The following is a 14847-nucleotide window of genomic DNA, read 5'->3' as shown; positions in this document are numbered from 1 at the left end:
CTTGGTTTCAGTGGATTTGTTGTGTTTGGCCCATCGGTCGGACCGGCAAAGGTTGCGGTACGTTCCGCCCGCCTCAATCACCTTCGTCGCCGGGGCTGACGTCCATGCAGATCGCGCTCGTAAGACGTCAGCCGAAGCGCAGGTGCCGGATTCCGCGCCGCCCGCATCCAAGCCTCGATTATTTCTTCGGCCGCCTCGAGCGCGCCGACGGCGCGATGGACGACGATGCCGGGCTCGACAATTCGGAGCTCGACCATGCGTTTCCCTCGCAGCGCCGACACTGAGAACCTTCTTTCCGGATCGAATCCATGAAACCGCATTGCCCGAACTGCCTGAAGGAAATGACCAAGGCATCCGCATCGCGTAACCTGTTCAACTGCGAGCCCTGCCGCGAGATCATCCAGTATTTCGGCGGCAGCGCAGATCATTGCGAGCCCGGTCCGCAATTCTCCTGGCCCATCCGCCGCCAGCGCTCCGGCCACACCGCCCACGTGGCCTGATCTCACCCTCGAAACGCCAGGCGCAACCTATCCCGCCGCCTCACCGGCGCCTGCCTCGTCCGCATCCGCAGCCATCCGCGGCGGCCGCACCACGGTGACGGTGCAGGCCGCTTCCGCGGCCACCTTGGCCGAGACGCTGCCGAGCAGCGTGCGCCTGAACGAGCCCTGCCGCGCACCGATGATGACGTGGTCGACGTGGTTGACCTCGGCGAATTCCAGGATCGCCGCGGCGGGATCGACCGCCTCCAGCACATGAGCCGACATCCGGCTCTCGTCGAGCTTCAGCGGCGTGGCCCAATGCCGGAGCGCCACCAGCCGGTCGATATGCTTGTTGGAGCCCTGCTCATCCAACGTCCGGTCGATCGCGATGCGGTTGAGCTTCAGGACGTTGAGGCAGGCAAGCCGCGCCGAGGGCAGCGTGGCGAGAATGCGCTCGGTGGTGACGCGCAGCGCCTCGTTGAGCTCGGGCGCGCCTTCCGCCGTGTCGAGCGCGACCGCGAGGATCGGGCTCGATGCGATCTGGGCCGCGACATCTGATTTCGCACGCGGCTGCATGACGCCCTGGTTGAAGCGGCGCCGCCAGGCGACGCTGAGGGGGTCGCGCTTCATCCGTTCCGAGCGTGTGGTGAGCCTGACCTGATCCGGATGGGTCAGATCGAAGGCGAGCTGGGACGCGGTCGGATAGCGCCGCACCGGCTCGATCTCGAGACACCGCAGCACCACCTCCTGGAGCCAGGGCGGATAGTCGGCGCGAAGTGCGCGCGGCGGATGCGGATCGCGCCACAGCCGGCGCCGCATCGCGCGCAGCGTCTCGCCCTCTCCGAACGGCCGCTCGCCGGTCGTGAAGAAATAGAGCAGCACGCCGAGCGAGAACAGGTCGCTGCGCGGATCGTCGCGCACGCCCAGGAGCCGCTCCGGCGCCATGTAGGGCGCGGTGCCGTAAGGCAGGCGGAACTCCTCCTGCAAGAGATCGGGCAGATGGTTGTGGTGCGACAGGCCGTAGTCGATCAGCACCGCTTCGCCGGACTCGCGGAACATGATGCTGCTCGGCTTGATGTCGTGATGGATCACGTTCTGCCGGTGCAGATCGGCGAGCGCGGTCGCGATCTTCGCGACCAGCAGCCGCGCTTCCTCGTATGGCAGCGGCAGGTCGGCCAGCCGCTTGTAGAGCGTGGTCCCGGCGATGCGCTCGATCACGACATAGGCCTGGTGGGCGAAATCGCCGGTGCCGAAACACGAGGGCACGTGCGGGCCCGCGAGCCGCGGCAGGATCATCATCTCCATCTCGAAGGAGACGATCGCGGCGGGGTCCTCGCCCTCCGACACCCGCGGAATCTTCATCAGCAGCGGGACGTCGATGCCGGGATGGGTGACCGTCCACAGCGTCGCCATGCCGCCGGCGTGGACGCATTCGCCGATGGTGTAGCCGTCGATCTGCGCGCCTGATTTGACCAGGGGTTTCGGCATCGCCGTCAACGTCCCTGCGACAGCCGATCGGCGAGCCAGGGCGGCAGGCCGTTCTCGCGGATCTTGTTCGCCGCGCTCGCGATGTCATAGGGCACGCGGCAATAGGTGATCTGGCACGAGACCGTGTCGAACAGCACGAAAGATGCGGACGGATCGCTATCGCGCGGCTGGCCGACCGAGCCGAGCACGGCGAGCCATTGCCGTCCGCGCAGGAGCTGCACCGGGACGTCGGTCTTCGGCACGAAGCTCGTCATCTTCGCCGTTACCGACATCGAATAGAGCGCCGGACGATGAATGTGACCGCAGAACGTGACATGGGCGGACGTCGATATCAGGCTCTTGGCCGCATCCGCCGTCGAGCGGACGTAATGCCAGCGCTGCGGACTGGAGGCTTCCGAATGCACGAACAGCCGGTCGCTGTCCTCCACCAGCATCGGCAATTCGGCCAGGAACCGGCGCTGCACGGCATCAAGCCGGCCGCGGGTCCATTCGATCGCGATCTGCGCCTCGGCATTCATGGTCTCGGCCGAGGAATTCACCGCCTGGTCGTGATTGCCGCGCACGGCCACGGCGCCCCCGGCGACGAGCTCCATCGCGGTATCCACGACCCATTCCGGATCGGCGCCATAGCCGACGAAGTCACCGAGCAGGATGAACCGCTCCGCGCCCTTCGCACGGGCAACCTTCAGGCAGGCTTCGAACGCCTGCCGGTTGCCGTGGATATCCGATAAGACAGCGAGAAGCACGCACCCTCCACCCTCAGGTTCTTATCGAAAGCCGATAAGGCCAAATTGAGGGACGTCAAGAAGATGCGCCAGCGCGGGGCCGTTTTCCAGCGTGCCCCGCCACCATGGTCAAGGGCCTATTGCTCGTCTTTCGGCGGCATCCGGGGCGGCGGCAGCGGCGTGAACACGACGCCTTGCGCGCCGGCCGGCGGGGCGCTGAACTCGCCGGTCGAGGAATCGCCGCCGCTGGTCTCCAAAATGGTCTTGGGCGTCACATATTCCCGGACCATGTCGATCAGGCTGCCGTCGCCACCGCCGAAATCCGCAGCGCGCCCGCCTTGCGGATGGCCGGCCGCGATCTCGTTCTGCGCGGCATGGGTCTTATCGGCCAGCCGGTCGTCGTAGGGCACGCGGAAGGCCCGGGGGATGCCGCTCGGACGATTGTCCTCGTCGAGCTGCTCGACCCACAGATAGATCGAGCCCGCATCCCCCTCAAGCGAATGCGGCTCGACGATGCGGGCCTGGAGCAGCTTGAAGGACGTTGGCAACCGGTCGGCGCTGGCCCAGCCGAGCAGCCCGCGCATTTCGGTGAAGCTGACGACATAGAAGGCGCTGGTCACGACCACCGCGACCGCCTTCAGCGACCAGTGCAGCCGCGCATAGACCAGCACGACCAGCAGCAGCGCACCGATGACGGCATAGGCGACCGACAGCGTCAGGATGACCGTTTGCAGGTTACTCACGGCGCACCCTCACCCGCGTCCTCGGGTCGATATCGGCGCCGTTACGCCAGCTGTTGCGGAACGTCTCCAGCAGCGATTTCGGCCGCTGGTCCACGTTGACGACCTTTCCTTCCCCATCGAGCCGGAACCGCACTGCGGTCTTCTCGTCGCCGGTGTGGTCGAGCGTGAACTTGTTGTCGAAGACCACCTGCGCGGTCGGATTGAGCTTCTGTACCTTCACATTGGCCGTGACGGGCTCGCCGGTCGTCGCGACGAAATGCGAGACGTTGACGGTGTATTCGCCGGCGACGATGCCTCGTATCGTGACGATCTCCTCGCGGATGGGCGAGGCGATCTTCTTGCCGGCGACCATGATGAAGTCGTTGGCCCCGCCGCGATCGTCGCGGTCGAGCGTGAGGAAGCCGGCCTCGCGGTGGCGATACCAGGCGATGTTGCCGGCGGGATCCTGCACGAAGAGGTCGAGATCGTCGGGGTGGTTATCCGGCCAGTCCAGCGTGATCATGAACTCGGCCTTGGAGTCGATCTTGCCGTCCTTGGCGTCGGGAGAGACCGCGAGCAGCGCCAGGAAGAACAGGAACGCGATCACCTGGAGCGCCTTGAACAGCATCACGCCGAGTGGATCGAACGGCTCCTCGCGCGGATAGAGACCGAAATCATCCATCATGACGGGATTCCGGCGCCCTTGCGCTCCAGCACCGGCGTCACATAGGTCTCGGTCAGCACCACCGCATCCGAGAACACGCGCTGGGTCGCGGCATCCAGCATGTAGTACTGGATGCGGACCAGGATCGAGCCGACGAGGCCCGCCAGCGTCGTGTACATGGCCACCGCCATGCCGTCGCTCATCAGCCCCATCGAGGAACGCATCGCGACCTTGTCGGCGGCGTCCAGCCCCGCGATCGGCGCCAGCATGATGATGAAGCCGATGATGGTGCCGAGCAGGCCGAGCTTCATCAACGTGTCCGAGACGAAGGCGCCGAAACCGTTGGAGCCGCGCAGCCGGTCGGCCAGCGTTCGCAGCAGCAGCGTCTGGTTGACCGGGCGGTAGTCCTGCGCGGCGGCCTTGGTGACCAGGCTGTCGATGTGATCCCGCACCAGTCCGCGCGGCAGAGCCGTCGCGCTCGCATCAAGCACCTTGCTGCCGTCAGGCGCCGCGAGCGCCGCCCGGCAGCGCCGCGCCGCCGCCCCCTCCCGCGCGATCGCCCGCGTGCGCAGGAAGCAATGGCCGCAGGTGACGACATAGAGCAGCGCGATCACGCTGGAAATGTAGGTCCGGTCCGAGGTCAGCATCAGGTGGATCAGGCCGAAGCGCCACAACAGCACGACGGCGAAGATCGAAAGCCCGGTGAAGATCATCCAGAACAGCAGTGCGCTACGCTCGGAGGGGTCGGCGGCAGCGCCGGCGATCGGCCCAATCGTCATCGAACTCATGCTGCACCGCTCCTGGCCTGATTCCTCACCGATTAGATCAAAGCCGCCGCGCCCGGTCCAAAGAGCCATGCCCAATCCGGCTTGGGAAATTTGCCCGAGCTGCGATCCTGCCGTTCCCTGCGATTGGCAAGGCGCGGCGGCGTTGTTAGGCTGACCTTACCAAACTTTGGGGTGATCGCATGCGCCTCGTGCTTCAGCTTGTCGCCCGTCTGCTGCTCATCGTGGCGCTCTGCCTGGGCGCCGCAACCGTATGGGCCACGTTCGACGCCTATCGCAGCGTCGACCGGGCGACCGCGGCCTCGGCGCAGCGGGTCGCGCAGGCGCTTCAGGCGCTGTACTGGCACGAGCTGTTGTTGCGCAGCAGCAGAGCGCGCGAACATCTGCTGCCGGTTCCGGAGTGGCGCACGCTGGACACGATGAAGCTGATCTCGCCCGGCGTCTGCGTCGAGTTCCAGCCCGCCGCAGCATTCGAAAAGCCGCTCTGCGGCCAGAGCGAGGGGCTGGGCAAGACGCCGCCGCGCTGGTTCGCGTCGATCGTGCCGACCTTCCTCGGCAGCCACGCCGAGGTGGTGCGGCCCGTCAGTCCGCGCGCCGCGGCGGCCGGCACGGTCGTCGCGACGCCCGATGCCGCGGCCGCGATCTCGCTCGCCTGGGACTACATCCTCAACGTCATCGACGTTGCGCTGCTGATGGCGGCGGCGATTGCGCTGCTGGCATCGCTTGCGATCGCGCATACGCTGACGCCGGCACGCGCGATCGTCACCGCACTCCAGCGCATGGCGCGCGGCCATTATCGCACGAAGCTGCCGCGCTTCCGCTCGATGGAACTTGCGATGATCGGGGGCGCCGTCGGCGAGCTCGGCACCCGGCTGGAAGAAGCCACCGAACAGCGCGCGGCGCTGACGCGGCGGCTGATCGAGATTCGCGACGACGAACGCCGCGCGCTTGCCCGCGAGCTGCACGACGAGTTCGGCCAAAACCTCGCGGCCATCCTCGCTTTCGCCAACACCATCGAGACGACGAGCGCGAAGGACAAAAGCGACAACGTCATTGCGCAGGATGCGCGGATGATCTCGCAGGCCACCCATCATCTGATGGCCTCGCTGCGCGATGCGCTGAAACGCCTGCGCAATCCCCTGCCCGAGGAGCTTGGACTGGAGGCAAGCCTCGTCAATCTCGTCGACAGCTGGCGCTCGCAGAGCGCGGCGCGGCCAACGATCCAGCTCGACCTCAGGGGCGATCTCACCGACATCAGCGGCCCGGCCGCCACCACCGCCTATCGCGTCGCCCAGGAATGCCTGACCAACGCGCTGCGCCACAGTTCGGCACGCGAGATCTCCTTGCGCGTCGAGCGGCGCGCCGGCGAGGACGACGCGCTGCTGATCCGGGTCGAGGACGACGGCGGCGGCGATGCGGAACGCGTCGCGCAGTCGGCGGGCTTCGGCCTCACCGGCATCCGCGAACGCGTCGCAGCCGCCGGCGGGTCGCTCTCGATCCTGCCGGCCAGAGGCGGCCTCAGCGTCGCCGCCACCATCCCGCTCGCCGCGTGAGGCCGAGATGAGCGAGGTTGCGGCAACAGGCATCTCCGTGCTGCTGGTCGACGACCACCCCATCGTCCGGCAAGGCTACCGGCGCGTGCTGGAAAGCCAGGGCGATCTGCATGTCGTGGCGGAAGCCGACAACGCGGCGGATGCCTACGGCGCCTTCAAGGCGCACGACCCTGACGTCGTCGTGCTCGATATCTCGATGCCCGGCGCCAGCGGGCTGGAGGCGATCCGCAACATCCGCGCGCGCAGCCCGCGGGCGCGGATCCTGGTCTTCACCATGCACAACGAGGCCGTGCTGGTGAAGGCCGCCTTCAGCGCCGGCGCCTCTGGCTTCGTCACCAAGAGCAGCGAGCCGTCCGCGGTCGTGAATGCGATCCGCAGCGTCGCCCGCGGCGAGCGGGCCATGAGCGACGACATCGCGCATATCCTGGCCGAGGACAGCCTGTCGCCGACCGGTTCAGTGCTGGATCAACTGGGCGAACGCGAGATCGAGATCCTGCGCCAGTTCGCCGGCGGTGCCACCACCGAGCAGATCGCCTCACACCTCAATCTCAGCGTGAAGACGGTGCAGAACTATCACTATCTGATCAAGACCAAGACCGGCGCACGCACGGATGCGCAACTCGTGCGGCTGGCTGCGACGTGCGGTCTGACGAGAATCTAGCAGCGGGGCTGCCGGATTCCTCAAGCGACGTGTTGCTCTTGAATCTGCTGAGCGGGATGGAACGGAGGCCATCCAGCTCCGGTTAGTAGTAGAGTGGAGGAATCGCAATGAGTAAGGCTCATCACAAGGCAATCGACCATCCCCCGATCATCACCGTAGGCGAGCTCATCGACGAACTTTGCCGCTTGCCCGATACGGCCGTCGTCCACTTCCGCTGCCCAATGCTCGAACAGGAGCTGACATTCTACCGCCTTCGAAAGCGGTCAAAGGATATCGTCGAAATCGCGGTCAATACATATCCGGAGAGCCCGCCCGTCGTACCAGCAGCCAACGGCGCGTTTGACCCGCGCAGACACGCAACTGCCTCGCCCTCCGTTCGCGAGGACGCGCTTCTTCACAAGGCAAGAGGGTGAGTTAAGTGCCGCGGCCTCACGCCGCCTTCAACCCGCGCAGCAGCAGCGCGAGCGTCGCATCGACGCGTGCGGGCAGATCGGCGTCCTTCCACTCGTCGGCATGGGCCGGATGATGGAAGCGGACGGTGGCATCGAAGATCGCGCGCGCAGTGGCCTTGACGTCGTCCACAGCGAATACGCCCTGCGTCACGCCGTCGGACAGGATCGCCGCGATCTGGTCGATCATGGTATCCTTGTGACACTTCACGGCCGCGCAGGCCTCGCGCGCCAGGGTCAGATAGGTCTCGAACATCTCGGGGTCGTCGAGCACGCGCGAACGCTTGGCGGCGAACAGCGTGCGCAGCCAGCGGTCGAGCCGCACCGGCGCGGGCCCTTCCTCCTTCGCGATCTGGAGCAACGGCGCGTCGATACGGTCAAGCCAGCGTTTGGCAACGGCCTCGCGCAGCGAGGCCTTGCTCGGGAAATGGCGATAGACGCTGCCGTGGCTCACATCGAGCGCACGGGCAACGTCGACCACGGTGGCCTTGGCAAGTCCATAGCGCCGCAAAACGTCCTCGGTGACCTCGAGGATCCGCTCCGGCGTCAAGACAACGGCTTCGTTCATGCCAGCACCATGTTCCCGCTCGGGGTTCATTTATCCGGCGATGGCGCTGCTTCCGAAGCGCCCTGCCGGTCGTTCGGAAAGCTCTCGCCTCAATGAGGCAGTTTTGCAGCCTGCGCCGCGATCTGGCGCGCCACCAGTAAATTGAGCCAATGCCCAATCGTCCCGGTCAAATTGATGATTTCGGTCGTCATTGTCGTAAGTCTCCATTCGTCCACGGTCCCCTCTCTTCAATTTCGTCCCTCTATCCGCATTTGTTTCGGACGTCGGGGCTTCCGGGGGTGGCCGGGGGATACCCAATCGGAGCATCCGGGAACGGATATACACGTCCCGCTGACAGATTTCAATATCTGTCAGTCAATGATCCGTGATTGACAGCTACTTTTTGACCCCCTGACCCGGCGGGCGGGTTCCGTGGTCATCCCCCGTTACCTTGCCTCCACCGTTTGTTTCGCCCTCCCCGCTCTGCTAAATCACGGCGTAAAAAGCATTTTGGCCGGTCGCCGCCCCCTTGGGCCGCCGCTCACCTTCCTGGAGCAGTCTGATGATCCCCCGCTATACCCGCCCGGAAATGGCCTCGATCTGGGAGCCGCAGACCCGGTTCAAGATCTGGTTCGAGATCGAGGCGCATGCGGCGGACGCCCTGGCCGAGCTCGGGACGATCCCCAAACAGGCCGCCAAGACGGTCTGGGACAAAGCCCGTAACGCCACCTTCGACGTCGCCCGCATCGACGAGATCGAGCGCGAGACCAAGCACGACGTCATCGCCTTCCTCACCCACCTCGCCGAGATCGTCGGCCCCGAGGCGCGCTTCGTGCACCAGGGCATGACCTCCTCCGACGTGCTCGACACCTGTCTCAACGTTCAGCTCACCCGCGCCGCCGACCTGCTGCTCGCCGACCTCGACAAGGTGCTGGCGGCGCTGAAGAAGCGCGCCTTCGAGCACAAGATGACGCCGACCATCGGCCGCAGCCACGGCATCCATGCCGAGCCGGTGACCTTCGGCCTCAAGCTCGCCTATGCCTATGCCGAATTCTCGCGCGCCAAGGAGCGCCTGATCGCGGCGCGGAAGGAAGTTGCGACCTGCGCGATCTCCGGCGCCGTCGGCACCTTCGCGCAGATCGATCCGCGCGTCGAAGAGCACGTTGCAAAAGCCATGGGCCTCGTGCCCGAGCCGATTTCGACCCAGGTGATCCCGCGCGACCGCCACGCGATGTATTTCTCGACCCTTGGCGTGATTGCCTCCTCGGTCGAGCGCATTGCGGTCGAGATCCGCCACATGCAGCGCACCGAGGTGCTGGAGGCCGAAGAGTTCTTCTCCGAGGGACAGAAGGGCTCTTCCGCCATGCCGCACAAGCGCAACCCGGTGCTGTCCGAAAACCTCACCGGCCTCTCCCGCATGGTGCGCGCCTATGTGACCCCTGCGCTGGAGAACGTCGTGCTCTGGCACGAGCGCGACATCTCGCACTCCTCCGCCGAGCGCATGATGGGGCCTGATGCGACCGTCACGCTCGACTTCGCGCTGGTGCGCCTTGCCGGCCTGATCGACAAGCTGCTGGTGTACCCCGCCAACATGCAGAAGAATCTCGACCGCCTCGGCGGCCTCGTGCATTCGCAGCGCGTGCTCCTGGCGCTGACGCAGAAAGGCGCGAGCCGCGAGGACGCCTACAAGCTCGTGCAGCGCAACGCCATGCCGGTCTGGCGCGGCGAAGGCGACTTCCTCCAGCTCCTGAAGAAGGACACTGAAGTGAAGAAGTATCTCACCGACGCCGAGATCGAGGAGCAGTTCGACCTCGGCTATCACCTCAAGCACGTCGACACGATCTTCAAGCGCGTGTTCGGGGAGTCGTAGGATCGTAGGGTGGGTTAGCCTTGCGGCTGCGCGAAGCGCAGTCCGCTGGGCGTAACCCACCTCTTTCGTGTCCACGGAGACAAACAGCGGTGGGTTACGCTACGCTAACCCACCCTACGAACGACAACAAAAACGGATCCCCCTCATGCCCATCGTCAACCGCATCGCCGCCCTGTCCGACGAAATGGCCGCCTGGCGCCATGACTTCCACGAGAACCCGGAGTTGCTCTACGAAGTCCACCGCACCGCCGGCATCGTCGCCGACAAACTGCGCGCGTTCGGCTGCGACGAGGTGGTGACGGGGATCGGCCGCACCGGCGTGGTCGGCGTGATCCGCGGCCGCAAATCGGCCTCCGGCAAGACCATCGGCCTGCGCGCCGACATGGACGCGCTGCCGATCATGGAAACCTCGGGCGTGCCTTACGCCTCCAAGGTCCCCGGCAAGATGCACGCCTGCGGCCATGACGGTCACACCGCGATGCTGCTGGGCGCGGCAAAATATCTCGCCGAGACGCGCAATTTCGACGGCACCGCAATCATGATCTTCCAGCCCGCCGAGGAAGGCGGTGGCGGCGGCAAGGCGATGGTCGAGGACGGCTTGATGACGCGCTGGAGCATCCAGGAGGTCTACGGCATGCACAACATGCCGGGCCTACCCGAGGGCCATTTCGCAACCACCCCCGGCGCGATGCTCGCCTCCTCCGACAACATCCAGATCACGGTCCACGGCAAGGGCGGCCACGCCGGTGCGGGTCCGCACAAATCGGTCGACAGCGTGCTGATCGGCTCGCAGATCGTCAATGCGCTGCAATCGATCGTCGCGCGCAACGTCGATCCGCTCAAATCCGCGGTCATCTCGATCACGCAATTCCACTCCGGCACCGCCTTCAACATCATCCCTGAGGTCGCCGAGCTCGGCGGCACCGTGCGCACGCTCGACCCTGAGGTGCGCGATCTCGTCGAGCGCCGCATCGGCGAGGTCGCCGAGAGCGTCGCCCGCGCCTATGGCGGCTCGGCGGAGACGAAATACACGCGGATGTATCCGGTGACGATGAACCATGCGCGCGAGGCCGGCATTGCCGCCGACGTCGCCCGCGACATCGTCGGCACCGAACGCGTCAACGACAAGTTCGTCCCGATGATGGGCGCCGAAGACTTCTCCTTCATGCTGGAGGCGCGCCCCGGCGCGATGGTGCTGGTCGGCATGGGCGACGGCAACGAGTGTCACCACCCATCCTATGTCTTCAACGACAACATCCTCGGCCACGGCGCCTCGTTCTGGGTGCGCCTGATCGAGACGAGGTTGCCGGCGGGTTGAGACTGTATTCGCTGCACGTGTAGCCCGGGTGAGCGCAGCGACACCCGGGAACGCGAATACCGATCCTCTTGACGTCCCGGATGTCGCTTTCGCTCGTCCGGGCTACATTCCCGCAAAGGACCAGGCTGCGCGGAGCCGTCATCCAGCCGCGGAGCGTCGACCCGTTGCCTCATCCGCCTCCAGCGGGCGAGATGCGGTCTCGTCTAACGCAAGAGGCAGGGTGAACTGAAAGAAGGCGCCCCGAGGCTCGTTTACACCGGCCCACAGCCGCCCGCCATGCGCCTCGATGATCGAGCGGCAGATGGCGAGGCCCATCCCCATGCCTGTGGGCTTGGTGGTGTAGAAGGCCTCGAACAGGCGCTCCACGTTCTTCGGATCCAGCCCCGGACCGGAATCCCGCAAGGTGACGTGGACGCCGCCCGATGCATCCCGACCGGTGCTGATCAGCAACTCGCGTCCCCCCTCGCCGACCGCGGCCATCGCCTCGATCGCGTTGACGATCAGGTTGAGCACGACTTGCTGAAGTTGAACCCGATCTGCCTGAATCGGCGGCAAGCCCTCGGCAAATTGTGTTCGTACCGACACGCCGTTCTTGAACGCTTCGCTGCGTGTCAGCGCGATGACCTCGAGCACCGCCTGGTTGATCTCCAGATTCTCCTTTTGCGGGGGAGCGTTCCTGATGAGCGCCCGGATTCGACCGATGATATCGCCGGCTCGCATGCCGTCATTCGTGATCCAGTCGAGCGTCTGTCGAACCCGCGCCATATTTGGCGGTTGAGCCTCCAACCAATTCAGCCCGGCCTCGGCGTTCGCGACTATCGCGGCGATCGGCTGGTTGACTTCATGAGCAATCGAAGCGGTTAGTTGCCCCATCGTGGTGACGCGATTGGCGTGCGCGAGCTCCATCAGCGCTTCACGGTAGCGCCGCTCGTGTTCGCGGCCTTCGGCTTCCGCCCGCTTGAGAGCCGTCAGATCAAGGACAAAGCCGACGCCATTCTCCGTACCTTCTCCAAACATGGTCCCGCCGATCAGCACCGGCACACGGCTTCCGTCCTTCCGCACATACTCCTTCTCGAATGGCTGGGCCGTCCCGACCCGCTTCAGTTCCGCCACGGTTTGCAAGTCGCGGTCGCGCCATTCCGGCGGCGTGAGGTTGGTCCGATGCAGCCGCCCCGCGGTGAGATCTTCCCGGTCGTATCCCACGATCCGCAGGAATGCATCGTTGGCCTCGAGAATGCGCCCCTCGACTTCCCAGATGATGATGCCGATGATGTTGGCATCGAACAGGCGCCTGATCTTGATATCCCGTGCTGCAAGATCACTCTGGAGCTGGATATTCTCCTCAATCGCCTTTCTCCGCCGTTTCGCTTCGAGCCGCGCGAGCGCCAGCGCCGCGCCGGCCAGCGCGATGACGAGGACAACGGCGCCGGCGATCAGCCAGGTCCAGCGTTGCTCGAATGCTTCGGCGCGCGCCTCCCGGCTGGCGAGCCGAAAACGCTCGTGATCCACCATCTGGTCGATTTGCGAGCGGATCTCGTCCATGCTGCGGATCATTGCCAGCGCGGCCAGCCCGGACGTGCCGGCCGTCTTCAGCAGTTCGTCGATCTCGCGCAGCGTGGCTGTAACGGTCAGCGCCAGATGGCCGGCCCGAAGGCCCTGCAACGGATCATCCACGACCAGCGTCTGCAGCGCCTGAGCCTCCCGCCGTACACTTTCGTCAGAGACGCCGTAGGCCTTGAGATAGGCGGGGTCGAGGGTCATGAGATACCCGCGCCTTTCGGTCTCCAGTTCCGCGACGATCGCCCGCAGCCGATCGAGCGTTTCGAGGACCTGGCGACTATGCTCGATGAAGTGATGAGCTGCTTGCCGCTCCTGCCAGTATTGCAGGCCGAGGACGCTGGTCGCGGCAAACAGGGTCACGAGCACTGCGACCGCAAGGATCAGCGGACGAGCAAACCATCGCAGAGGCAGGGCCCGAACAGGAACGGACATTGGCCGTGGATCTTCGATGCTCGTGTGACCACGCGTGTTCTGGTGCCGACGCCAGAGCATGACAGGACAATAGCACGGATAGGGAGGTCGGGAACCCGACATTCATCGAATACGCCAGGCGTGAGGGCCGTGATGTCGCAGGGCTGCGGCCCAGTGCGTGTGCTATGGATGAATGCCCTTGGTTGATTCAAGGAGCATCATCATGGCACAGGGTGAAAACTCATTGAGCCATCCGGCGAGCCGGCGCAGTTTCATCAAGGGACTGGGAGCGGCTGGTGCGGGCCTGACCGCGCTGCCGCGCTGGAGCTTTGCCCAGGATACCGCTGCGGCTTATGCCAACGCCGCGATCGACTGGAAGCAATTTGCGGGACAGACGATCGCGCTTTCGGGCGCGATCCATCCGTGGTCGAATGCGATCACGCCGCTGTTGCCGGAGTTCACCATACTCACCGGCATCAACGTCACCATCGATTTCCAGCTGGAAACCACCTACCTCGGCGCGCTGCCGATCAGGCTCGCCCGCGGCAGTAGCACGCCCGACGTCTTCATGTTCACGACCTATGGCCAGGGCATCTCGAACGGATGGGTGGAGCCACTGAACGGCTATTATTCCCAGAGGTCGCTGACCGACCCCGCCTGGTATGACGAGAGCGACCTGCTCAAGACGGCCCGAGCCTTCCCGCTGTGGTCGGACGGCGAACGGTACGCCGTTCCGATTACCTCGGAGGCGATGACCCTGTTCATCAACAGCGAGGCGCTGGCAGCCAAGGACCTGCCGATTCCCCAGACTTTCGAGGAGCTGCTTGTCACCGCCAAGGCGGTCAAGACCAACGGGATGTCGGGGATCGCGATGCGGGCCCAGGCCAGCGGCAATTCCTCCCCGCCAGCCATGGGCTTCCTGTTCTCCTACGGTGGGGCCATGGTCGAGCACAACAGGGTCGCTTTCGCGAGCCCGGAGGGGATCGCGGCCGTCGAAATGTACGGACAGGTGCTCGGTCAGGCGGGGCCCGCCGGCGTCGGCAGCTACGAATGGTACCACGTGCTGGACGACTTCCTGCAGGGGCGGACGGCCATGGCGATCGACAGCAGCAACTTCGCGACCGACATCTCCAATCCCGCGAAAAGCCGCGTCGCCAAGCAGGCCGGGTTTGCAACCTTTCCGCATCTCGCCGGTCGCCGAGCCGTCCCCTTCATGTCGCACTGGCAGGCGTGCATCAATTCCAGATCTCGAAACAAGCGGGCGGCTTTCCTGTTCCTGCTCTGGGCGACGAGCAAGGCGACCTCGCTGCGGACCGCTGCAGCGGGGCTGGCGACGACACGCGTGTCGGCCTGGTCGAGCGAGGGCTTCAAGAAGGCGTTCGGATCGCAAGCCGCCGAGGCGGCGCTGACCAACTTGCAGAATGCCGATGTCGACCGTGCCAAGGCAATCCTTTTCCATCCGCAATCGAGGCCGATCATGGACGCCTTCATGATCGGCGTGAATGAAGTGGTCAACGGTGCGAAATCGGCAAAGGATGCGATGACGGGCGCAGCCGAAAGGGCCAATGCGGCGATCCGCGGATAGCGGCGAGGCGTTTCCAATCGGAAGAGTTGG

At 65.3% G+C, this 14847-nt stretch carries 15 protein-coding genes; 8 read left to right on the top strand and 7 right to left on the bottom strand.

Translation table 11 applies throughout. The features are described from left to right. The first annotated feature begins 104 nt into the window (after positions 1–104). Positions 105–284, top strand: coding sequence for a hypothetical protein (locus XI09_RS32600; protein ID WP_271570516.1), 180 nt, complete (start codon positions 105–107; stop codon positions 282–284). Positions 285–308: 24 nt separating this feature from the next. Then, on the top strand, positions 309–500 hold the full coding sequence (locus XI09_RS32595; protein WP_271570515.1) for a hypothetical protein: 192 nt from the start codon (positions 309–311) through the stop codon (positions 498–500). A gap of 27 nt (positions 501–527) precedes the next feature. On the opposite strand, the gene XI09_RS32590 is transcribed toward XI09_RS32595, so the two are convergent. From XI09_RS32590 to XI09_RS32570, 5 genes are all read right to left on the bottom strand, one after another. After that, positions 528–1967, bottom strand: a complete 1440-nt coding sequence (locus XI09_RS32590; protein ID WP_271570514.1) for a bifunctional serine/threonine-protein kinase/universal stress protein — start codon at positions 1965–1967, stop codon at positions 528–530. A gap of 5 nt (positions 1968–1972) precedes the next feature. Further along, complete coding sequence (locus tag XI09_RS32585; RefSeq protein WP_271570513.1) at positions 1973–2713, bottom strand: metallophosphoesterase family protein; 741 nt, start codon at positions 2711–2713, stop codon at positions 1973–1975. Positions 2714–2829: 116 nt separating this feature from the next. Then, complete coding sequence (locus tag XI09_RS32580) at positions 2830–3435, bottom strand: hypothetical protein (protein ID WP_271570512.1); 606 nt, start codon at positions 3433–3435, stop codon at positions 2830–2832. Next, complete coding sequence (locus XI09_RS32575) at positions 3428–4099, bottom strand: hypothetical protein (protein ID WP_271570511.1); 672 nt, start codon at positions 4097–4099, stop codon at positions 3428–3430. Before XI09_RS32575 ends, XI09_RS32580 begins: the two co-directional genes overlap by 8 nt. Beyond that, a complete protein-coding gene (locus XI09_RS32570) occupies positions 4096–4866 on the bottom strand; it encodes a MotA/TolQ/ExbB proton channel family protein (RefSeq protein ID WP_271570510.1) in 771 nt (256 codons plus the stop codon). The genes XI09_RS32575 and XI09_RS32570 overlap by 4 nt, the downstream gene beginning before the upstream one ends. Before the next feature lie 179 nt (positions 4867–5045). Between XI09_RS32570 and XI09_RS32565 the strand changes: the two genes are divergently transcribed. From XI09_RS32565 to XI09_RS32555, 3 genes are all read left to right on the top strand, one after another. Next, positions 5046–6416, top strand: a complete 1371-nt coding sequence (locus XI09_RS32565) for a sensor histidine kinase (protein WP_271570509.1) — start codon at positions 5046–5048, stop codon at positions 6414–6416. Positions 6417–6423: 7 nt separating this feature from the next. Then, the gene (locus XI09_RS32560) at positions 6424–7077 is read left to right on the top strand and encodes a response regulator (protein ID WP_271570508.1); all 654 of its coding nucleotides are present in this window, start codon (positions 6424–6426) and stop codon (positions 7075–7077) included. A gap of 107 nt (positions 7078–7184) precedes the next feature. After that, on the top strand, positions 7185–7490 hold the full coding sequence (locus tag XI09_RS32555; protein ID WP_271570507.1) for a hypothetical protein: 306 nt from the start codon (positions 7185–7187) through the stop codon (positions 7488–7490). A 16-nt stretch (positions 7491–7506) separates the two neighbouring features. Here the strand turns inward: XI09_RS32555 and XI09_RS32550 are convergent, their stop codons facing one another. Continuing rightward, a complete protein-coding gene (locus XI09_RS32550) occupies positions 7507–8094 on the bottom strand; it encodes a TetR family transcriptional regulator (RefSeq protein ID WP_271570506.1) in 588 nt (195 codons plus the stop codon). A 541-nt stretch (positions 8095–8635) separates the two neighbouring features. Here XI09_RS32550 and purB point away from each other — a divergent pair. Then, the gene (gene purB, locus XI09_RS32545; protein WP_027548669.1) at positions 8636–9943 is read left to right on the top strand and encodes an adenylosuccinate lyase; all 1308 of its coding nucleotides are present in this window, start codon (positions 8636–8638) and stop codon (positions 9941–9943) included. Positions 9944–10088: 145 nt separating this feature from the next. Further along, complete coding sequence (locus tag XI09_RS32540; protein WP_271570505.1) at positions 10089–11261, top strand: M20 aminoacylase family protein; 1173 nt, start codon at positions 10089–10091, stop codon at positions 11259–11261. Between the two features lie 138 nt (positions 11262–11399). Here the strand turns inward: XI09_RS32540 and XI09_RS32535 are convergent, their stop codons facing one another. Then, complete coding sequence (locus XI09_RS32535; protein ID WP_271570504.1) at positions 11400–13253, bottom strand: ATP-binding protein; 1854 nt, start codon at positions 13251–13253, stop codon at positions 11400–11402. 202 nt (positions 13254–13455) lie between these two features. On the opposite strand from XI09_RS32535, the gene XI09_RS32530 reads away from it, so the two are divergent. Further along, complete coding sequence (locus tag XI09_RS32530; RefSeq protein ID WP_271570503.1) at positions 13456–14817, top strand: ABC transporter substrate-binding protein; 1362 nt, start codon at positions 13456–13458, stop codon at positions 14815–14817. The last annotated feature ends 30 nt before the right edge of the window (positions 14818–14847 follow it).

This window comes from Bradyrhizobium sp. CCBAU 11386 (assembly GCF_028128955.1).
In the GTDB taxonomy this organism is placed as follows: domain Bacteria; phylum Pseudomonadota; class Alphaproteobacteria; order Rhizobiales; family Xanthobacteraceae; genus Bradyrhizobium.
The sequence above is the reverse complement of the archived record's forward strand: the minus strand, read 5'-3'. Positions and strand labels throughout refer to the sequence as shown.